General features: G+C 68.8%; 16 protein-coding genes and 1 pseudogene. 6 read left to right on the top strand and 11 right to left on the bottom strand.

Annotated features, from left to right (window positions below):
• The first annotated feature begins 71 nt into the window (after window positions 1–71).
• Window positions 72–251 carry a hypothetical protein gene (locus C7C45_RS31905; protein WP_110568470.1) on the top strand — a complete coding sequence of 60 codons (180 nt, stop codon included), beginning with the start codon at window positions 72–74 and terminating at the stop codon, window positions 249–251.
• Window positions 252–275: 24 nt separating this feature from the next.
• On the top strand, window positions 276–1,388 hold the full coding sequence (locus tag C7C45_RS31900) for a ScyD/ScyE family protein (RefSeq protein WP_110568468.1): 1,113 nt from the start codon (window positions 276–278) through the stop codon (window positions 1,386–1,388).
• 31 nt (window positions 1,389–1,419) lie between these two features.
• Here the strand turns inward: C7C45_RS31900 and C7C45_RS31895 are convergent, their stop codons facing one another.
• The 5 genes from C7C45_RS31895 to C7C45_RS31870 all read right to left on the bottom strand — a co-directional run bounded on the left by C7C45_RS31895 (window position 1,420) and on the right by C7C45_RS31870 (window position 7,438).
• Window positions 1,420–4,683 carry an AfsR/SARP family transcriptional regulator gene (locus tag C7C45_RS31895; protein WP_110568466.1) on the bottom strand — a complete coding sequence of 1,088 codons (3,264 nt, stop codon included), beginning with the start codon at window positions 4,681–4,683 and terminating at the stop codon, window positions 1,420–1,422.
• Between the two features lie 1,034 nt (window positions 4,684–5,717).
• Window positions 5,718–6,041, bottom strand: a complete 324-nt coding sequence (locus C7C45_RS31885; protein WP_244200676.1) for an AbrB/MazE/SpoVT family DNA-binding domain-containing protein — start codon at window positions 6,039–6,041, stop codon at window positions 5,718–5,720.
• Between the two features lie 232 nt (window positions 6,042–6,273).
• Complete coding sequence (locus C7C45_RS31880) at window positions 6,274–6,555, bottom strand: hypothetical protein (protein ID WP_110568464.1); 282 nt, start codon at window positions 6,553–6,555, stop codon at window positions 6,274–6,276.
• Window positions 6,540–6,770: an MFS transporter gene (locus tag C7C45_RS33765; protein ID WP_146247471.1), complete on the bottom strand. Its 231-nt coding sequence runs from the start codon at window positions 6,768–6,770 to the stop codon at window positions 6,540–6,542. Before C7C45_RS33765 ends, C7C45_RS31880 begins: the two co-directional genes overlap by 16 nt.
• Window positions 6,771–7,006: 236 nt before the next feature.
• Window positions 7,007–7,438 carry a hypothetical protein gene (locus C7C45_RS31870; RefSeq protein WP_110568461.1) on the bottom strand — a complete coding sequence of 144 codons (432 nt, stop codon included), beginning with the start codon at window positions 7,436–7,438 and terminating at the stop codon, window positions 7,007–7,009.
• Between the two features lie 136 nt (window positions 7,439–7,574).
• On the opposite strand from C7C45_RS31870, the gene C7C45_RS31865 reads away from it, so the two are divergent.
• The 4 genes from C7C45_RS31865 to C7C45_RS34600 all read left to right on the top strand — a co-directional run bounded on the left by C7C45_RS31865 (window position 7,575) and on the right by C7C45_RS34600 (window position 11,315).
• Window positions 7,575–8,732: a sensor histidine kinase gene (locus C7C45_RS31865; RefSeq protein ID WP_110568459.1), complete on the top strand. Its 1,158-nt coding sequence runs from the start codon at window positions 7,575–7,577 to the stop codon at window positions 8,730–8,732.
• Window positions 8,729–9,370: a response regulator gene (locus C7C45_RS31860; protein ID WP_110568457.1), complete on the top strand. Its 642-nt coding sequence runs from the start codon at window positions 8,729–8,731 to the stop codon at window positions 9,368–9,370. The genes C7C45_RS31865 and C7C45_RS31860 overlap by 4 nt, the downstream gene beginning before the upstream one ends.
• A 492-nt stretch (window positions 9,371–9,862) precedes the next feature.
• Complete coding sequence (locus C7C45_RS34605) at window positions 9,863–10,366, top strand: recombinase family protein (protein ID WP_208641488.1); 504 nt, start codon at window positions 9,863–9,865, stop codon at window positions 10,364–10,366.
• A complete protein-coding gene (locus C7C45_RS34600) occupies window positions 10,347–11,315 on the top strand; it encodes a recombinase zinc beta ribbon domain-containing protein (RefSeq protein WP_208641486.1) in 969 nt (322 codons plus the stop codon). Before C7C45_RS34605 ends, C7C45_RS34600 begins: the two co-directional genes overlap by 20 nt.
• A gap of 48 nt (window positions 11,316–11,363) precedes the next feature.
• Here C7C45_RS34600 and C7C45_RS31850 read toward each other — a convergent pair whose 3' ends face one another.
• From C7C45_RS31850 to C7C45_RS31830, 6 genes and pseudogenes are all read right to left on the bottom strand, one after another.
• The gene (locus C7C45_RS31850; protein WP_110568510.1) at window positions 11,364–11,762 is read right to left on the bottom strand and encodes a VOC family protein; all 399 of its coding nucleotides are present in this window, start codon (window positions 11,760–11,762) and stop codon (window positions 11,364–11,366) included.
• A gap of 276 nt (window positions 11,763–12,038) precedes the next feature.
• Window positions 12,039–12,170, bottom strand: a complete 132-nt coding sequence (locus tag C7C45_RS31845; RefSeq protein ID WP_167454903.1) for a lasso RiPP family leader peptide-containing protein — start codon at window positions 12,168–12,170, stop codon at window positions 12,039–12,041.
• A 216-nt stretch (window positions 12,171–12,386) separates the two neighbouring features.
• On the bottom strand, window positions 12,387–16,634 hold the full coding sequence (locus C7C45_RS31840; protein WP_208641484.1) for a beta strand repeat-containing protein: 4,248 nt from the start codon (window positions 16,632–16,634) through the stop codon (window positions 12,387–12,389).
• Window positions 16,635–17,179: 545 nt separating this feature from the next.
• Window positions 17,180–17,501 (bottom strand): annotated as a pseudogene (locus tag C7C45_RS35355) (transposase); the annotation flags it as partial.
• Window positions 17,502–18,369: 868 nt separating this feature from the next.
• Window positions 18,370–20,211, bottom strand: coding sequence for a hypothetical protein (locus C7C45_RS31835; protein WP_146247469.1), 1,842 nt, complete (start codon window positions 20,209–20,211; stop codon window positions 18,370–18,372).
• Between the two features lie 85 nt (window positions 20,212–20,296).
• Window positions 20,297–20,665, bottom strand: a complete 369-nt coding sequence (locus C7C45_RS31830) for a hypothetical protein (protein ID WP_110568451.1) — start codon at window positions 20,663–20,665, stop codon at window positions 20,297–20,299.
• Between the last annotated feature and the right edge of the window lie 13 nt (window positions 20,666–20,678).

Genomic DNA, 20,678 nt, shown 5'->3' with positions numbered 1-20,678 from the left:
GCGGTGCGTGACGCTCTGGTCGTCCTAACGCAGCGGTACGGAGCGCTCAGCGCAGAGATGAGGAACACGGCATGCGGATCCAGCTGGCAAAGACCGCCTCCACCGTCAAGTTGCTCGGCCTGTTCGCACTGTCGTTCGCCGCCGCGGAGGCGGCGTTCACCGGCTCGGCCACCACTGCGGTGTCGACCACCGTCGCCGCCGAGGCCAGGGACGACCGGCGCCCCGACCACGACCTGGACATGCACTGGTAATACACACCCGAGAGAGGACAGCAGATGAACATAGGGAGACGGTCGCTTCTGGTGCTGGCCGGCGCCGCCGTCATGGTGGCGCCGACCGCCAGCGCGGCGACCGCGGGGGGCTCCGGACACACCCGGCAGGCCACGCTCGAAGTCGTGGCCTCCGGGCTGAACAATCCTCGTCACCTGACGGTCGACCGAGGCACGATCTGGGTCGCCGAGGCCGGTGTCGGTGGCGGCCTGCAGTGCATCGTCACACCCGAGGGTGAGCAGTGCCTGGGCCGCAGCGGGGCGATCACCACAGTCCGCGACGGCGAGGTCCGCCGAGTCGTCGAGGGTCTGCCGTCGCTCGGCGCACCGACCGACGGCTCGTATGCCACCGGACCGGCGGACCTGTCGCTGGTCGGCGGCAAGCTTCAGGTGCTGATGTCCACCTCGGGCATCGACCAGCGGACCGGCCTGAACCCGTTCGGCGCGAACGGGCCCGAGATGGGCCGCCTGCTGCACTACGACCGGCTCGACCAGGCCCCGCGGCTCGGTGCCGACTTCGGCGTGCACGAGGCGCGCACCAACCCGGACGGCGGAATCGGCGCGCCGCCCGGCAACGAGATCGAGTCCAACCCGTACGGCATGACCCCGTACCGCGGCGGTTACGCGGTGGCCGACGCCGGCGCCAACACGCTGCTCTGGGTCGACCCGCTCGGCAAGGTGCACACGCTTGCGGTCTTCCCGACCAAGGACATGGGCGACGGCTGGCAGCTGCACAGCGCGCCGACCGCGGTCGAGGTGGGTCCGGACGGTGCGCTGTACGTCGCCGAGCTGAGTGTGGTGCCGGGCACCGCGCGGGTCTACCGGGTCGTGCCCGGTCAGGCTCCCACGGTGTACGCCGACGGCCTCACCCTGCTGACCGACCTCGCCTTCGACCACAAGGGACGTCTGCTCGCAGTCTCCCTGTCGGCGGCCGGCGAGATCTTCCCGCCCGGCCCCGGCAAGATCACCCGGTTCGAGCGGGACGGGAGCAGGACCGAGTTCTCGCCCGCCGGCCTGATCGCGCCGACCGGCATCGCGGTCTCCGGCCGCGACCTGTTCCTCTCCAACCAGGCGCTCGCGCCGGGGATCGGCGAGATCGTCAAGGTCCGCCTGCCCTGACCCGAGCCGACACCGCGTGGGCGTGACCCTCTCAGGGGGTCACGCCCATGCCGGTCGGCACACCCGGTGCGGCGGGCAGCGCCTCCCGGCTGGCCCGCACCTGTTCCAGCCAGCGTCCGGCCTCCCGCGAGCCGAGGCCCGCCAGTAGCCGCTCGGCCCGGTCCAGGTCGTACGCGGCCTTCTCCAGCTCGCTCTTGGCCCGGTGCACGGTGGACATGCCGGCCAGCGTGCGTGCGTGCCACAGCACCGAACCCAGCTCCTCGAACAGCACGGACGCGGCCGAGAGATGCTCGGCGGCCTCCTCGACCCGGCCGTCGGTCAGGCAGAGTTCGCCCAGGGCGTACAACGCCTCGCCCTCGACCAGCCGCTCGTCGACCTGCCGGGCCAGGGCCAGGGCCCGCAGCAGGGTCCGCTCGCCCTCCTCCGCGTCGCCCTCGGCCACCCGCACCGCGCCGAGGCCGAACAACGCGTACGTCTCGCCGATCCGGTCGCCGGTCTCGCGCACGATGCTCAGCACCCGCCGCATGGCCTGCGCGCTCAGGTCGAGCCGGCCGGTCGCCTGGTACAGGTGCGCGTACTGGTGCGTGACCTGGGCCTCGCCGCGCAGGCAGCGCACCTCCCGGCAGATCGCCAGCGCCTCGCCGAGCAGCCGGGAACCCTGCTCCGGGTCGCCCTCGTCGATGGCCCACTTGGCCAGGCTGCGCAGGATCTGGGCCTCACCCATCCGGTCGTGGACGGCCCGCATCGCGGTCAGCGCCTCGCGGTAGTGCTCGACCATCTCGGCGGTCTCGCCGCGCAGCCCGTGCACCAGGGCCAGGTTGCGCAGCACCAGGCCTCGGCCGTGCGTGTTGGCGGACGCCTCGAAGACCCGCATCGCGCCGTCGAAGCAGCGTTCGGCGTCGGGCAGTTGCTTCTGGAACATGTGCAGTGTGCCCATCGAGTAGAGCATCGCCGCCCGGCCGGTCTCGTTGCCGGCCCGGGTCGTGGCGTCCAGGCCGAGTTCGGCCGTCTCCCGCCACAGCTCGAAATAGCCCTTGCTCTCGAACAGGGTCACCGACGTGAGCGCCAGGTCCCAGCAGTGCTCGTCGAGTCCCGCGGCGGCGGCCTGGCGGATGGCGGCGATGAGGGCCGTGCGCTCGGTCTCCCACCAGTCGCTCTCCGACTCCCACCAGTCCGCCGGGTACGCGTGCCGGCCGGGCTCGGTGCGGGGCCGCCACCGGGGAGCGTCGCCGTGCAGCACGGTGTAGTCGCCGCCGTACTCCCGCCGGTGCGCCTCGTCGGCCAACCACAGCCAGCCGCCGAGCACCCGGCGCAGCGCGTCGGCGCGGCCGGCCTCGTTGTCCGACTCGGCGAGCCGCTCCTGCGCGTACACCCGGATCAGGTCGTGGTAGCGGTAGCGGGTGCGCTGACCCGGGTACTCGACCACGTCGAGCATCCGGGCGTCGACCAGGCTCTCCAGCAGGTCGCCGGCGTCGCTCAGGTCGGTGTCCATCAGCGCGGCGGCCACCCAGGGCGGGAAGTCGTGCCCGTCGAGCATGCCGAACAGCCGGAACGCCCGCTGCACCCGGGAGCCCAGGCCGCGGTAGGTCAGACTGATGCTGGCCCGCAGTTCGAGCCCGCGGTGCGAGAACTCGTCCAGCCGGCGGGCCTCGTTGCCGAGCCGGCGGACGAGCATCGCGATGTTCCAGTGTGGCCGCGCGGCCAGCCGGGCGCCCGCGATGCGCAGGGCCAGCGGCAGCCCGCCGCAGAAGCGCAGCAGGTCGGTGGCGGCGCGGTCCTCGGCGCGTACCCGCTCGGCACCGACGATCTTGCAGAGCAGCTCTCTGGCGTGCGAGACCTCGAACGGCTCGACGTCCACGCAGGCCGCGCCGGGCAGGCCGGACAGCCGGGCCCGGCTGGTCACGATGACCGCGCAGTCGCCGCTGCCGGGCAGCAGCGGCAGCGCCTGTTCCTCGGAGGTGACGTCGTCGAGCACCACCAGGACCCTGCTGCGGGCCACCGTGCTGCGGTACAGCTGGACGCGTTCCTCCAAATCCTCCGGGATGGCCGAGCCCCGGATGCCGAGCGCGCGCAGGAACCGGGCGAGAACCGCGCCGGTGTCGCCGCCGGCGGCACCCTGCAGGTCGCCGTAGAGGTGCCCGCCCGGGAACACGTCGAGCAGTTCGTGCGCGACCCGCAGGGCCAGGCTCGACTTACCGACGCCGCCGGCCCCGGAGATGGCCACGATCGGCATCGAGTAGGGCGACGCGGTGTCGCCCGGCAGCGCGACGAGGACTCTCTTGATCTGGTCGATCAGATCCTCGCGGCCGGTGAAGTCGGCGATGGTGAAGGGCAGCTCGCTGGGCACCCGGGGCTGATCGGCCTCGGCCGGCATCGGCGGCGGACCGGCCGCCGCGGCGGACACCGGGGCCACGGAGAGCGGCATGGCCGAGACCGGCGCGGGCGAGATCGGTGCCGCCGGGACCGACGCCGCGGGCGTCGGCGGCGGGGCCACCGAGCCCGCCCCCGAGAAGGGGCCCGGCGGTTTGGTCGGCGGCGGGGCCCACTGGTCCAGGTGGGGCTGGCGGTTGAGGATCGCGCGTTCCAGATCCTGCAACTGACCGCCGGGCTCGATGCCCAACTCCTCGGCGAGCACCGCCCGGCAGCGCCGGGACACCTCAAGCGACTCGGCTGGGCGGCCGGCCCGGTACAGCGCGAGCATCAGGTATTCGTACAGGCGCTCGCGGAGCTGATGGCGGTGGATCAGTTCACCGAGTTCGTCGATGACCTCGCCGTGCCGGCCGAGCGCCAGGTCGAGGCGCAGCCGTTCCTCCAGGGTGGAGAGGTAGCGGTCCTCGAGCCGGGCGGCTCCGAGGCGCACCAGGTCGCTGTCGACGTCGGCCAGGGCGACCCCGCGCCACAGGGACAGGGCCTCCCGCAGGGTCGTCGCAGCGGCGTCCAGACGTGCGTCGGCGGCGTGCCGCCGTGCCTCGGTGACGAGGTCGGCGAACTGCTCGGTGTCCAGTTCCTGCGCCGTGAGCTGCAGTTGGTATCCGTGCGGATGGGTGCTGATGACACCGCCCGGGCCGCCTGTCGTCAGCAGTTTGCGCAGGCCCGAGATGCAGGTCTGGATCTGGCCGCGGGCCGTCGACGGTGGCGCCGTGTCCCACACCGCGTCCACCAGTTGGTCGACCGGCGTCACTCTATTGGCATTCAACGCCAGCATCGCCAGAACGATCCGTTGCCGTGGCCCTCCCAAATCCAGCGATCGCCGTTCGTGGACCACTTCGAGCGACCCGAGCAGCTTGATGAACATGTCGCCTGTCCCCCCGAAAGACGCGCTGTCCTGACTGTACACAAATGGTCACCGCGAGCACCAGGGTCGATGCCTGGCTGGGCAATTACGGGAATCTCAAGGACATTTAGGTTATCTCAACAAGGAATGGCAGATGATCCGCCATTACACGGGCAGATCGGTCCGTATCGGATGGTGCCGGAGGTAGGCCTAGAGCCATCGATAGACAAGTCCGTGCGACAGAATGCAGACCTCGAGAGGGCTCCACGTGAGCGCCTATCCTGTCATGTCCGACGCACCCATGGGACTCGTGCGGCACCCCAGTTGGCTGCTCGCCGCAGAAGGCCGGGACAGCGGGCCGCGGTGCCGTACTCGTGCTCTCCCGCGCCGATCGCCCAGCCGGCGGCCTGCTGGATGGTGGCTGTCACGTCGTAGCGGCCGTGACCGGGCCCGATTCGTTGCCACCCGGGCAGGTCCCGGCCCAGGACGGCTAGTCGAGGCGCGCCCCTACCGCTTGTCCAGGGTGAAGATGACGATTGCCCCCGGCGAACTGCGTTCGGTCAGGGACGGCAGGTATCGCCGCATCCTGCCGGAATGGATCGATGAATGCCTCCACGCCCCCCGGCAAACCGGACCCGTGAGTACGTCCACGGAAAGACCCGCGACAAGTGGGTGAAACTGCACCTGTAGGCCCGGTCGCGACGTCCCCACGGTCGCGGGCGACCTGACGTACCGCCTCGCCGAGAACGTGGAGCCGAACCTCGCCCGCTGACCTACGAGACGCTGAGCCGCCTCTCCATCGTTCCCGGTATCGACGCCAAGCGACTCAACGGGCGGCTGTCGGTACGAGACGGTCGGGCCTGGCTCACCAAGGTCGCGAAGACCTGCCAGTGCCGCGCTGCACCGCCGGCCACAGGCACTGACGAGATCCGCCACATCGTAGATGCCCAGGGAAGAATCACCGTGCCGCCTTCCCGCCAATCTCGACGAAAATATCGAGGAACCTTCCAAGAAGGAGCCGAGCCGCGTCCACCTCAGCTCGACTCGCCGGTGCGTCACTCATGCTCGCCCCCGAAGACCAAATCGTGAGCCTGTCCGATCATCTCGTCGAGCCTTGCTGGCGGATGAACCACCAGGCGGTTGCTGGCTGATTCAGCCACGATGAGTACGCGGTCGCCGGCGGCGAGGCGGCACCATTGACGGACCACCGCCGGCAGCCGGACGTAGCCTTCCTTCGTCACCTTGAAGACGCCTTGCTTGTCCGCGGATACGACGATCAGCCCTCGACGCTCCCTGATGTTCAGTGGCAGCCCGGAGACCCACTGAGGTTCGCTCATCGCGGTTCGGTCGGCGATTCGGCCACGCGAATCGCGCGTCACCAGCCCATCGACAGCTGTACGACTTCGGGTGGCGGCAAGGCTGGGAAGGGGTAGTGAAGGACGTCTCATTGCTGCTGCGGGTGAGCCAGGAGCAACGCGTACGCCGGACGCCGGGCCGGGCAGGACAACGGCGGGGATCACTGAAGAGCCGCCGCGCGTCATCGCGGGGCTCGCCCGGCGCTGGTCACTGAGAGTAGTGCCAGGCGAGATATCGGATGGGTTTCGGCGGTGGTCAAGCAAGCGCCTGCAACAGCGCCCGCCCCACGGCCTCGGGGTCGCCAGGAAGCGCTGTGGTGATCGGGCCGATCACCTGCTCGGTGCGCTGCCCGGCGAAGTGCAGGGACACGCTGCTGAGTACGGCGAGGCCGACTGATCCACCGAGTTGCTGGGCGGCGTTGAACAGGCCGGAGCCGACGCCGGTGTCCTGCGGTGCCAACCGGTAGAGCGAGGCCGGGGTGAGGCCGGCCAGCACCATTCCCATGCCCACGGCCATGGTGATCAGGTACGGGAACACCTGGCCCAGTAGCTGACATTCCCGCCGACCGTGGTGCCGCCGGTGGCGGCCAGCGCCGCGGCGGCCGGGCCGTCGTCCACCGAAAGCCGTGAGAACATCGCCATCGAAAAGGCGGCCAGCAGGGTGCCGATGCCTGCGATGATCCGCGGCTGGATACGCGTCATCGCCCTGCCCGCCACGGTCGCCGTCACCACGATCCCGAGCGCGAACGGCAAAAAGGCAATGCCGGTCCGCAGCGGCGAGTAGCCGAGGATCTGCTGAACGAACAGGGTGATTTCGCGCGGATCACGCCTGCGTCCCGCCCGTCCGTTTGTGCACGGTTGATGCCCTGAACGCCGTTCAGTGCACTGGAGTGCCTGCTTCCCACCGAGCCGCCCCGATCGTGCGGGCCAAGCTCGTACTCGAAGCCGCCGAGGACGCCCGCTACCCACGACGAGCGTGCGTACCGCGGCTATGGCCCTGACGTGCGCTCGACAGCGATGGGCGTTGGTTCCTGTGGGGTGGCCTCCATGGACGACCGGACCGTACGGAGATTCGCGCGAATCACGACGTTGAGCATCAGAGCGCCGCACACAGCCTGCTCGATGCGCAGCCAGGTGGGGAACGCGCCCGGCCAGGCAACGACACCGATGATCGCGGCCAGCACCACCACCGAGATGATGCGCAGCCGGCGGAACGAGGAACGGTGACCGGCGGCTGCGCGGTGGGCAAAGAGAAGAAGCACTGCCGCACTGGCGGCGACCAGTGGCGTACGAACCCAGACGGCTGTGGTGACAAGTGCCGGGTCGTGGCGCATCAGCACCACGGCAAGGAAGGTGGACACGCTGATCACCAGGAAGGCGGTCAGCAGCTTGACGACGGCGTTCAGGTGGTCTTTTTTCATGCCGCCCAGCCTGCGTCTCGGGGCTGGGGTCAGGCATCGGCGCGCGGATCGAAGTCCCGTCTCCACCCGAGGGTGGAGACGCGTCTACAGCCTCTGCGCCGACGCTGTTGCGGCGACATCCCGCTAGGTTTGTGGGGTGCAGACCGAGGAGCCCGCGCTGACCCGTCTCCGGGTCGTACGGTGGATGCAGCTGCTGACACCGCTGATGCTGGCGTGGTTCGTGTGGGCCGCCGCCACCGCCGAGCCCCGATTCGGGCTGACCGGGACGCGGCTGATCGTCGTACTGGCTACCGTCGTGTTCGTGGCCGGAGTGTTCGGCCGCAACGCGACCGCCGAGGTGCCGATCCGGCCGGCGCACGCCGTCTTCGTCGGGGCGATGCTGGTTGGTTCGGTGACGTTAGTCGCGGTACAGCCGAGCGGTCCGGGCTCGGTGGCGGTGCTGGTGGCGGTGCTGTGCGCGGCGACCGCGTTGATGCCCGTCCGGGTGGCCGTCCCGGCGTTGATCGTGGCGTTCGTGGTACTCGAGATGCTGGCTTCGATCACCGGGCAGGACTTTGGCTTCCTGGCCGTGCTCGCCGGGTTCGCCGTGCTGTTCGGCGCGCTCTACCTGGCGTTCCGGCTGGCCGAGTCGCAGCGCGAGACCAAGCGGCTGCTCGCCGAGCTCGAAGCCGGCCAGGCGGCGCTGGCCGAGGCAGCGGGCTTGGCCGAGCGGCAACGGCTGGCCCGGGAGATGCACGACGTGCTCGCCCACTCTCTGTCGGGACTTCTGCTGCACCTGGAGGGGGCGCGCATGCTGATCACTGAGGATCCGACCGATCCGCGCCTGCCCGTCGCCGTCGACCGCGCCCATCATCTCGCCCGTAGCGGCCTGGAGGAAGCTCGCCGGGCCATCGGGATGCTGCGGGACGACGACCTGCCCGGACCGGACCGGCTGGCTGCGCTGGCCGAGCAATTCAGCCAAGATCAGTCCGTCCCGTGCGACTTCGCGGTGTCCGGCGAGCCACGCTCGCTGAGACCGGAGGCTCGTCTGGCCCTCTACCGGGTGGCGCAAGAGGCACTTACCAACGTGCGCCGGCATGCGTCGCCGACCCGGGTCTCACTGCGTCTTGCCTACGAATCGACCGGTACCCGCCTGACCGTAGAGGACTTCGCCGACCGGGGTCTCGTGATCCCTGCCGAGACGGGCGGCTACGGGCTGACCGGGATGCGTGAGCGGGCCGAGCTGCTCGGCGGCACGCTCAGCGCGGGCACGACCGATCATGGGTTTCGGGTCGATCTGGTAGTGCCGACATGATCCGGGTGCTCATCGCCGACGACCAGCGCGTGGTCCGTGAGGGTCTGACCATGGTGCTCGCTCTGATGAAGGGCTTCGAGGTGGTCGGAACGGCCGCCGACGGCGACGAGGCGGTCACGCTCGCCGAGGCCCTCCGACCGGATGTCGTGCTCATGGACCTGCGCATGCCACGGTGTGACGGGATCGAGGCCACCCGTCGCCTGCGCAGCGAGGTGCCCGAGACCAAGGTGGTCGTGCTGACCACGTATTCGGACGATCGATCGGTGCTGGACGCGTTTCGCGCCGGCGCCCGCGGCTACCTCACCAAGGACGCCAGCGGTGCGCAGATCTCCGAGGCGCTGCGGCAGGTCCTGGACAACCACGCCGTCGTCGACCCGGCCGTGCAGCGCCACCTCATCGACGCGATCGCAACTGAGCCGACGCCACGATCAAGGTTCCCGGACGGTCTCACGCCCCGCGAGGCCGAGGTGCTGTCACTGATGGCCGGTGGCTTGTCCAACGCCGAGATCGCCTCTCACCTGGTCGTCAGCGAAGGAACAGTGAAGAGTCACATCAACCACCTGTTCGCGAAGATCGGCGCCCGCGACCGGGCACAGGCCGTCACGTACGCCTTCCGGCAGGGCTTGACCGAGCCATGATCATCGCGATCCGGTACCCGCGCCCCGAACCCCGCCCAAGGGCTCACGGGAGCATCCAGCAGCGCTGGAAGCGGCCACCGGGGTGTACGCGCCGAAGTTCGCCCTCCTCGACGCGGTGTTCGAGGCGTTTCACCCAAGCGAGCCACACCACTACCTCGCCTACGTCGCCGTCAGCCCCGAGTAGCAGAACCGCGGGGTGGGCACCGCGTTGCTGAGCCATCCCCACCGCCAGCTCGACACGCTCGGCATGCCAGCCGGGCGGGTCCATGCCGGTCCGAATCCAGAGCCAGCCGCGCTGCTCCCAATCTGCTCCCAATGTAAGCTGCGCATACGGCGTAGCCCGTTACCGGCTACTCCGGCAACGGGCTACTGACCTGCACGAATTGAGAGTGGGCGATGCTGGTATCGAACCAGCGACCTCTTCGGTGTGAACTCTGGGTACCCGAGATCGGCGGCCCCATCGACCCCGACAACGAGGCACACGAACTTGTCATGTCCGTCTTCGGCGGCATGAGCAAAGGCGAACGCAACCGCATCAAGCTGCGCGTCCGCACCGCCATGGCCGCCCAGACACTCCTGGAAGGCCGATACCTCGGCGGACGCCCGCCATACGGCTACACCCTGCGTGATCTCGGCCCTCACCCCAACCCCGCGAAGGCCGCCGACGGCAAACACCTCCGCGGGCTCACCCCGGATGCCCAGACCTCCCCCATCGTCCGCCGGATCTTCGACGAGTTCCTCGCCGGCTACGGACTATTCGCCATCGCCGAAGGACTCACCGCCAACCACGTGCCCTGCCCCTCGGCACACGACCGGGCCCGCAACAGACACCGCAGCGGCATCGCCTGGTCCAAGAGCGCCATCCGCGTCATCCTCACCAACCCCCGCTACACCGGCCGGCAGGTGTGGAACAAACAACGCACCGGCGAGGTCCTCCTCGACGTCGACGACGTCGCCCTGGGTCACACCGGCGGTCATGCGCTGGAACGCCCGTGACAAGTGGGTGGTCTCGAAGGAGATCACCCGCCCACCCCTGATCGATGACGAGACCTTCGAGCAAGCGCAGGCCCTACTCACCCGTCGCGCGCGAGCCGTCGACCGTCAGGAGCGCCAGCGCCGTGCCTGCAACCCCTACGTCTTTCGGGGGATGATCTACTGCGCCGTCTGTGAGCGCCGCATGCAAGGCCAGTACAACCACGGCGCCGCCTACTACCGCTGCCGCTTCCCTCAGGAATACGCCCTGGCCAACGAGGTCGAACACCCCCGCAACGTCTACCTGCGCGAGGACGCCCTCACCGACCCGCTCGACGAGTGGCTGGCATCCGCGTTCACCCCGGACCACCTCGACCAAACGATCACCGCCATGTGCGACGCCCAGCCAACGGACCAACTGAGGCCACAGACGGCCGCAGCTCAGGCCACGATCGCGGCCTGTGACGCGAAGCTCGCCCAGTACCGGGCCGCCCTCGATGCCGGCGCAGATCCCGTATTAGTCAGCGGTTGGATTACCCAAACCCAGGCCGAAAGGGCACGAGCCGAAGCTGATCTCCAAACGACCCAGCAGACAGAGCCACGTCGGATGAGCCGCACCCAGATCGCCGACCTAGTCCGAGCGCTCGGCGACATCGCCACCGTTCTGCGCGACGCCGACTCCAACGACAAAGCCGAGGTCTATCGACAACTCGGACTCCGACTCACGTACCAGACCGAAATCGCAAACGGTGCGCGCTGCAGTGGATCTCAGCGCGCACCGTGGGGTTATGGTTCGTGTCCGAGGGGCGACACGACCCATTGCCCCACCACCGATGACGCTCAGCGCGACATTGAATATTTCGTGAACTGGTGCAAGGACCAGGCAGATATTGGCGTCCTGCAGGATCGTCGAATACCGATAACTCAGGGTACGGGCGGTCCAGGCGGCATCCGCCGGTCACCGCGATCCTGAGCGGAGATGACGGCCTGGTGGTGACGGAGCAGATCGCGAGCCAGGAGGTCACACGTCGGCTTCGAGAGCGAAGGTGTTGCCGTCTGGGTCCTGGAACCACGCGATACGTCCACCTCCGGCCCGCGCGGTGATCCCCTTGGCGTCGTGCTCGAGCTGCTCGTAGCGAACGAACTCGACGCCGGACGAGGAGAGCTCGTCGACAATCTGGTCGATGTCGTCGACGTACCACGTCGCCAGCGTCGCCGGGGTCTTCCCGGCAGTGACCGACTGGTACACGTTCAACGCCGGCCCGCCACCGGAGCCATAGACGCGGCTGCCGTCGGCGATGGTGGCGCTTGGGCCGGACCGCAACGCCCGCAGGCCCAGCGCGCCTTCGTAAAAGGCCACGGCCTTCTGAATGTCGGACACGGCGACCGAGGTTCTGAGGTGGTACGCGCTCAAGGGCATGAACCACTCTGGCAGGTACCCCACGAATCGTGGCGCCGAACCGACGACCTGTTTCCGGTGCCCGTCGATACCGCACCGCTCGGCCACATCACCGCAAGGTCAGAGCCCTCGGTTCTGTCTGGCGTCGGTGAGCACTTCGGTCGCGGTGAAGGGGTTTCGCCTCTTCTTTTGGCCAGATCGGGGGCCGGTTGTCAAGGGTTACACACGCGGGTTCTCCTGCGGCTATCCGCCCAAGCAACGTAGCCAACAGTCGGGTGCGGGCGTTGCGGCCACCGCTCACAGGGACCCGTCGCCGCCGGCGCCGCCCAGTCCGTCGTCCGGTCCCACTGTGCCGCCCCTGGTGAGTTCGGCGAGGGTGCCGAGCCGTTTGATGAGCGGTGGGCTGTAGCGGTGATCCGTTCGGTCCACCGGAAACCCTGCCCGCGGGTTGTCTTCCATCATGCGAGGCATATTCACTGGCGCTTCCCTGTTCCATGTCTGCGGTCGATGCGGTGGTGAGCACGAGGAAGTTCGGGCTCGGGCTCGCTACCTACAATCATGGCAGAGACGGGCATATCCGTGTATTTCTCTCTGGGTATTGGCAACGAGGGTGCATTCCTAGCTGGGGAGACGCCTGGCTGGATTTCAGATCCGGCCGGCGGCGCCGGACCGTTGGGTCGGCGGTGCGATGCGGGTCTTATGGCCGGGCACGGTCGCCATGGTTCGTCTGGCGAGGCCCGGCTCGGTGCTGAGCGCATCGACGTTGTAGCCGAACCAGAACGTTCCACCCTGGTCGACGGCGAAGGTCAGCGCGACGTGCACGGACTCACCTGGGGCCAGGCTGCCGCCGGGCAGCGGGACGGTGAGGTTGCTGCCGAGGCCGCCGCCGAGCGCGCTGGCCGGAGGGTCGACGGACAGGTTCTGTACGGTGACGGTTGCGCCGCCGGGGATGGTGACGCTGCTGGTGGGGGTCGCCGGGGCGACGATCCTGAGGCGCGCGGGGTTGGTGGGTTGGACGGGCACGCCCGGTCGGGGTGCGCCGTTGGCCTCGCTCAGGCTGGTGATTCTCAGTTGGGTCGTGGTGATGGTGGCGGTGGCGGAGCGGTTGGTGATGGTGCGGCGCACCGTCAAGGTGCCGGGGTTGCCGCCGGTGCCCGGTACGTACGTCTGGTTCGGGGTGGCGGTGGCCGCCACGGTGGGGGCGAGCAGCGTCGACTGGAGCACCGCGTTCTGTTGGTAGGGCGATCCGGTGTTCTGCGGTGACGGAGCGCCGAGGGCGGACGGAACCCCGCCAACCGGCGTTGCCGTGGTGGAGATCAGCTTGAAGTCGGCATTGTTGTTCTGGGTGTTGGCGGGTCGGCCGGCGGTCGTGAGTCTCTGCCAGGCGTACTGGTTGGTGGGGACACCGGTCAGGGTCGGTAGTGGGGTACCGGAGTAGAAGCCGGCGCCGGTGGAGCCGACGGCGTCGGTGACCGTGGCGGCCGCGTCCGGTGCGCTGATCTTCAGGCCACCGCCGCCGAGGCTGCCGGTGTTCAGGTCCGGGCTGGCCACGGTGTTGAGCGAGTACCCGGTGGCGGCGACCAGGTAGGACCGTCCCGTGGGCAGGGTGGGAGCGTCCTGCGGCAGGGTCAGCGACGCCCCGGTGGCGGACGCGATGGTGAAGCCGGCCAGCGGTATCGCGGCTCCGGTGTTGTAGAGCTGGACGTACTGGTCAGTGGCCCCGCCGGGACCAGAGAACCGGAACTGGTCGATGATCAGTTCCCCGAGGATCGCGGAGACCTGCACAGCGATGGAGTTCGACGTGGCGGTGCCATGGGTGGCGTCACCGCCGTAGCGGGCGGTGACCGTGTTCGTGTTGAAGGCCGGCAGGGCGACGGTGAGTACGGCGACGTTGCCCGACAGTGGCACGGTGCCCAGCGTGACGGTGTTCCCGGTGCTGGAGACGGCGGTGAAGGTCACCGTTCCGGTGGCCGGTGCCGGCCCTGCGGTGGCGGTGAAGGTGACCGGGGTGCCGAAGGTGGCGGTGGTCGTCGAGGAGGTCAGCGCCAGAGTGGCCGTCTGGCGGATGACCAGGGTCGCCGGTCGGGTGTCGCTCTGCCCGAACGAATCGACGATCCGGACGGTGAACGAGAAGGTGCCGGCGGCGCTGGGGATGCCGGAGAGCAGACCGGTGCTGGTGTTGAGGGACAGGCCGGGCGGCAGCGCCCCTGCGCTGATCGACCAGGTGAAGGGTCCGGTGCCGCCGGTGACAGTGAGCTGTTCGCTGTAGACCACGTTGACCTCACCAGCCGGCGGCGGCGGGAACGTCAGGGTGGGCGGTGGCGCGATCACGATCGTGGCGGCCCGGCTCGCGGTGAGGTCACTGGCGTCGGCGACCTGGACGGTGAACGAGAAACTGCCGGCAGTCGTGGGAGTGCCCGAGAGCAGTCCGGTGAAGGGGTTCAGCGTCACCCCGGGCGGTAGCGAGCCGGCGCTGATCGACCAGGCGAACGGTGCGGTGCCACCGGTGACGGTGAGCTGTTCGCTGTAGGCGGCGCCGACCTCACCGGGCGGCGGCGGTGGGAAGTTCAGGCTGGGCGAGGCGTTGATGGTGATCGGCGCGGATGCGGCGGAGGCCGGGCCCGTGCCGGCGGCGTTGGTTGCGGCGACCCGGAATGTGTATGTCGTTCCGGCGGTCAGTCCGGTGATGGTGCGGGTGGTCGACCCGCTGGGGAAGGTCTGCGCCGGCTGGGGGACCCCAACGATGTAGGGGGTGACCACGTAGCTGGTGATCGCCGAACCGCCGTTGCTGGGGGCGTTCCAGCTCAGGGTGGCGGCGTTGCTTCCGGCGCTGACCGCCGTGATGGTCGGCGCAGCGGGAACGGTGTAGGGGATGACGGCATTCGAGGGCGGGCTGTTCGCGCCGGTGCCGAAGGCGTTCACCGCGGCGACGCGGAAGGTGTACGACGCGCCGGCGGTCAAACCGGTCAGGGTGCGGGTGGTCGTGCTCGCGTCGAACGATTGGGTGGCCTGGGCTGTCCCGTTGCGGATCGGTGTGACCACATAGCCGGTGATCGGGCTGCCGTTGTCAGCGGGCGCGGTCCAGCTCACGGTGGCGCTGGTGATGCCGGCCGTCGCGGTCGGCGCCGCTGGTGCTGCCGGCGCGGAGGCGTAGACGTAGCTGGTCGAGGCAGCGACGCCGCGGGTGACGACGGTGACGTTGACCGTACCGGCCGAGGCGCGCGCGGGCATAGACGAGACGGCCAGCGTCCCGTTGCCGTTGACGGTGAAGCAACCGGCGGCGGGCCCGGACTGGCAGGGCAGCAGGGTCACCGGGGTACCGGCCTGCTGTTCGGCGGTGGTGCCGATCTCGATCGCCGTCGCACCGGCGATGTTGGTGCCGCCGACGGTGACCGGGATGCCCCCGGCGACGGAGCTAAGCGCCGGCGTCACGGTAATTCCGCTGGGTGTCGGGGGTGGGGCGACCGGGGTGGTGGACGAGGAGTACCCCGGGTTGGCGTCGTTGGATGACGAGGTCGCGACCGTCGCGGTCTGGATCAGGGCGGGCGTCACTCCGGCTCCGGTGACGATGGCCACCACCGAGATCGGCGGCAGGGAACTGCCCGCGGCGAAGGGTCCGTTGTTGTTGAGGCAGGTGATGGTCTGTCCGACCGGGGTTCCGCAGACCCAGCCGCTGCCGAAGGCGCCGAGTGGAACCACACCGGTCGGCGCCGTCTGCGTCACCGAGATCGGTGCGGTCTCGGCCACGCCGGGGTCGACTCCGGCGGTGACCGAGTAATTGACCGGGTCACCTGGCTGCGGCGCGGGTCCGGTGTAGCTGGTCTGCGTCACGTTCAGATCCGGCACCGCGGTGAAGGTGGTCGCCGCGGCATTGTCGATCTCGTGGAAGGCGGACACCGAACCGGTGGAGGCGACCCAGCCGAAGGCGAGCTGCCTCGGGATCCCGTTCGCATTCACCCACGTGGGCGACGGGTAGAAACTGGCCGCGACGGTTGGCAGGACCCCCGACAGGGTGACCGCCGCCCCACCTACCGGCGTGAACCGGACCCGGTACTCGCCGGCCGGCACGCTGATACCGGAGCCGGTGGTGAAGGCGGCGCCCGTCGGATTGATCACGACCTGGACCGGTACCTGCGAGGCAGCCCGGGTCGCCGCACCCAGCGCCAACGGCGGCGACGCGGTGGTCGTCGCGGTGCTGTTGACCGCGCAGTAGCCCACCCTGTCGCGGCCCGGTCCACGCACGACCACCTGCCCGGGCACCCTTCCCGTCGTCGAGATGTAGGGCGGGTTGGTGCAACCGCTGCCCTGATAGCTGCTGCTGCTGAAGTTGCCGAAGACATCGAAGCCGATACCCAGATAGCCGTTGGACAAGCCCAGGGTGTTGCCGTTGAAGGCCGCGGAATAGCCCAGAGACCCTCCGCCACGCCCCATGACCGCCGGCGAGCGGGGGTTGGCGGGGTCCACTGCGGCCAGCACGAAGGCCAGCCCGTCGGCATTGCCGCCGTACTGGTAAGTGTTGAAGGTGATGTCCAAGCCCTGCGACGTCGGCACACTGACCGCGCTGAACACACCGCCGATCTGGTTGGCCGTGGCCGAGGTGAACCGCAACTTCCCGGCGCCCTGCGCATCGGTGGACGTCGGACAGCTCAACAGCGGGCCGATGGTCGAGTTTCCGGCTGCGGTGAGGCACGCGACGTTGCTTCCGGGTACGAGCGACGTGTCGGGCAGCATGACCGCGCCGACGCCGTTCGCGGTGTTGTTGTGGAAGGGCTGATTGAACAGCGTGGACCCCACCGCCAGCGAGGTGCCCGGCGTCAGGACCAGCACACCGGCGGTCAGCAGGGCCACCGCGGCGGCGGCCGTCGACATTCGGAAACGACGTGAGAGCGACATGCCGCGCCACCTTTCCTCGAAAGCCGAAATGGGTCCACGGATTCCTTACGCCGCAGCTTTTTGCAGCAGCTATTACGCCGCCTGCCGCGTGCGGGAAGTGAAATACGATCACAATTCTTAAGCAATGTCGCGGGAGAAGTTCAGACCTGTGCGGATCGTAGGCGTGGTGAACGGCAATCAGCGAGTAGCAATTCTTCGCCCGCGCTCCGAGTGTCGCGAAGTTGACGGTTCGCCCGTGCGGTTGGGGTCCCTGGCCGACGCGGGGAGCCAGCGGTTGAGCGGAGCCGTGACGCCGAAGGTGCCGGCTGAAAGGATCTCGAAACTCGGTGAAGGCGTTGCCCGGCAAGGAGCTGATGGTCACCCTGCCAGGATGATGGTGTGCGGGTGGGCGATCCCGGACGCAGTGTCGGACGATGTCCGGGCGGCGCGGCGTAGTCATGCACGATCTTGAGGCACTTCGTCCTTGCCGGGAGCGCACTTCGGGCGCAGAACTGCGGCGAAGAAACCCGGGGGTACGGCTGCTACCTAGGTGCCTGTCCTGTCGATCACGGAAGCCAGACGCTGGCGGCGACGAGGACGAGGTTGGATCGGTAGGGGGATGCGCGTTCGGCGTAGCGGATGGCCAGGTCGCGCTACTGTCTGAGCCGGTTGAAGCAGCGTTCCACGACGTTGGGCTTGCGGTAGATCACCCTTGTCGAAGGCCGGTGGCCACCCGCCGTTGCTGCCCTTGGCGGCCCGGCAAGCGACCTGGTCGCAACGTTCGGGGGATGACGCGCGAATGCCGCGTGAACGCAGGGCTCGCCGGGTGGAGTCGTGGGCGTAGCCCTTGTCCGTGATCAGCACGTCGGGGCGTTTGCGGGGCCGGCTGGCGAGATCTACTCCTACAGATACCGCTTTAACCCGCCCTCCGATAGATCCTACGAGCGCTGCGTCGGCTTGGCTTGGTGCTCGACCTGCCGCGAGCGCTCCGGCAGCATGGTGTTCGTACCACGCAATGAGCAGCTCCCTAACCTGCTTGCCGATCTACCGACGCCCGAGCGTGAGGGGCTGGCTCGCAGCGAGGTGAAGCTGCTCGACCACCTCGATCGCCTCGTCCGGCGAGGAATGTGGCCAACACGCTAGCCCTGATCGGCGAGCGAATTAGCGGCGCACTCAACGTCGGGATGTGCGCACGTCTGTCAACATCGCCTGCCTGACGACCCGGAGCTACCAATGCTGACACCTTCGGGTTCGCCGAAGAGGTCTCCCAGCTAGAAGCCCTGGCCAGAAGGTTGCTGGTGGGACGTGAGTCTCAGCTTCCGGGATCCATACCGACGGCACCACGGACGGCCCGGAGCGGTACGTCGACGCGGCGAACCCTTTCGATCGCGCCTGAGGGGCCCACGACGACAGCCCGGCACCGGACAGGCGGTGACCAGCAAAGGTTGACCTCTTCGATCTTCTCAGGGAGCTCACGCCGGACCGCTCGGCCGCGTCACCGCAGGTCAACGCCCGCCGTCCTGTCCAACATCGGTGAGCACTTCGGCCGCGCTGACCACTTCGCCAACCTGCACCCAATCTGCTCCCCCCAAAACCGGGCTCGCACCGGGCCGCCGACCGCCGACCGATCGTGAGCTGCCGGCCCAGTGCCTTGGTTGGCACCAGCGCCGGCTCCCGCGGCCGCATCGGTCGATCGGGGAGCACACCCACGATCACCGCGCATTGTCAGCGGCAGAAGCGAAGGCACGAGGGCGATTTACTCAGCGATCTCCTGCCGGGCGGCGATGACGGCGGCGTGCAGCATTTCGTCCGCGCGCATCTCGGCGTCGAAATCGCCGATATTCATCCCGGCTCGGTGCCGGGAGACCACGAATCGATCCAGCCGGTCGAGTATCGGCCGTGCGTGCGACCCCATCGCGGCGAGGACTCGCAGCGCCTTGCGCCCGTACAGGTCGTCGGACAGGTAATCCGGTAGAACCTCCAGCAGTTCAGCAGCTACCGCGGGGCCATCGTGGAGCCATAGTGCGCCGGCAGACGTCAACTGCCCGAATCCGGGAGCCTGGAACAGGCTCCGCAGTTGTTTATGCTGGCGGGCGGTGAGTCCGTCGTGTTCGGCCAGCCAGGTCAGAAGAGCTGGCGCGATCCCGTCTCGGCGGCCGGGTTGTTCCGGCCGGCCAGCGAGATACTGGTCGGCGACCGCCCGGTCCGATGTGACTTTGAGAAGGGCTAGCGTCGCGCCTTGCGTCGGGTACTGCCGCAGCAACGCTGCCGCGGCTGCGGCGGCTGGCCCGATCCGTCCCAGAACGTAGATCGCACAGTCCGGAGTGTCGTTCTCGGCCCCTTCGAGTCTGGCAATGAGTTCCGGCACCGCGGCAGCAGCAGCCGGACCGAACGCGGCCAGCACCCGCATCGGCAGGGCCGGCGCGCACGAATCCGGCAACGCGGCCAGGATCTGCCGGGCGGCGGCCACCGGCGCGTGCGGATCGGCGCCCGCCCGGGCAACCGCCTTGAACGCCTCAGCCAGGCGCGGCTCGTCACTGTCGGAAAGCATCAGCCTTACCAGATGCGGCACGGCTCGGTGGTCGCCAACGCTGCCCAGCGCGGTAGCGGCCACCGCACCGAACTCAGGATCATCCAACAGCACGGCGAGCTCGTCGTCGGCGATACGGGACGCGGTCAATGAGGCCGCCAACGTGTGCAGCGCCGCCGACCGTACCTCGGAAATTTCGTCCTGCAGGAGGCCAGTCAACATCGGCGTCACCCGCGCGGGCGCGCCGCGCCACTCACGCATCGCCGCGAGCGCCATCCGTACGCCTTCGAGCCTGACCTCTGGGCTCTCGGACCGGTTTGCCAACCGTTCCGCCCAGGCGTAGCAGTCCTGCTCCCGATCGAAGCCGGTCAGTGCCCGTGCCCAGCGCTCGCCGCCGGTCTCCTCAAGACGGGATCCTGGCCCGTTCAGGACTCCCGCGCACGACTCGAGGTCGGCGAGGACCGCGGCGTCCAGCGCCGGCCAGGCCACCGGGTCGTCTCTGCTGAACACTGCGATATTGGCCAGTAGCCGGATGGCCGGAACAAGATCCGACCGTAGGCGTTCCAGGATGGCTTGATGCTGCGCGACCCAGCTCCAGGGTATGGCATCCACGAGGGCGATCCGGACGACCGGATCAGTCGAGGCGGCCAAAGCCGACAAGGCCCGATCAGGTTCAACGGTGCCCACCAGTAACGTCGCCGCAGTGCGCCGCACCTGCGGATCCACGTCATTCAGGGCCGACTCGGCGGCGTCTGCCACCGGAGGCCAGTGGGAATTCTCGAAGCACAGCTGGTGCAGCAACTCGAAGATGATCCGCCGGGCCGACAGGCGGCGGTCGGTCGTGAAGGTCAGCAGGCGACGAGTCACCAATCCGTCCCGGTCAGCCTCGACCCAATACCAAATGTGTGACCGCACATCGCTGCCAGGAACAAGAACATCACCCGAGACGACGCCCGCTTCCAGCCATCCCCAGTCGCCCAGCGGCGACACCAGCGCCGGGCCCTTCACTCTGCGAGGCGCGGGGCGCCCTTCCAGTACGTCATGAACATGATCTTTCCCCACGAGCATTGCAGCATGCAACGCGAATCCGCCTCTCGGCAGATTCGCGCACACGAGCCGGCAGGAGGGCGTCGAGCGGGTGGCAGCGGGAAGATCAGCGATGTGTCTGACTGATCAGCGCCTGCTTGAGGGCGTTGAGTAACCCTCGGCTGAAGGGGCTGTCCGCGTCCGGCGTCACGATGGTGACGAGCGACAAGCCGACGGTGACCAGCGTGGCGGGGTACGGCTCGAAGCCGAAACCCCTTCGTTCGCAGGGGTCCTCATGGAGCTGAATCTCGACCGCAGGCTGGCTGGCAAACTCGTAGAGCACCGAGAACGGTCCCTCAGCGTGTTCCATGAGCGAATACCCGACATCGTCCCAGCGCCGCTCCATCTCCGCATCGCGCGCGACATACACCTCACCTGCACCGGCCGGCACCTCCGCACGCGTCTTCCGCCACGGAAGGAAGAGGTCACCGTTCACTCCAGCTCATCGA

Source organism: Micromonospora arborensis (genome assembly GCF_003205615.1).
In the GTDB taxonomy this organism is placed as follows: Bacteria; Actinomycetota; Actinomycetes; order Mycobacteriales; family Micromonosporaceae; genus Micromonospora; species Micromonospora arborensis.
This window is presented reverse-complemented; position numbering and strand designations above follow the sequence as displayed.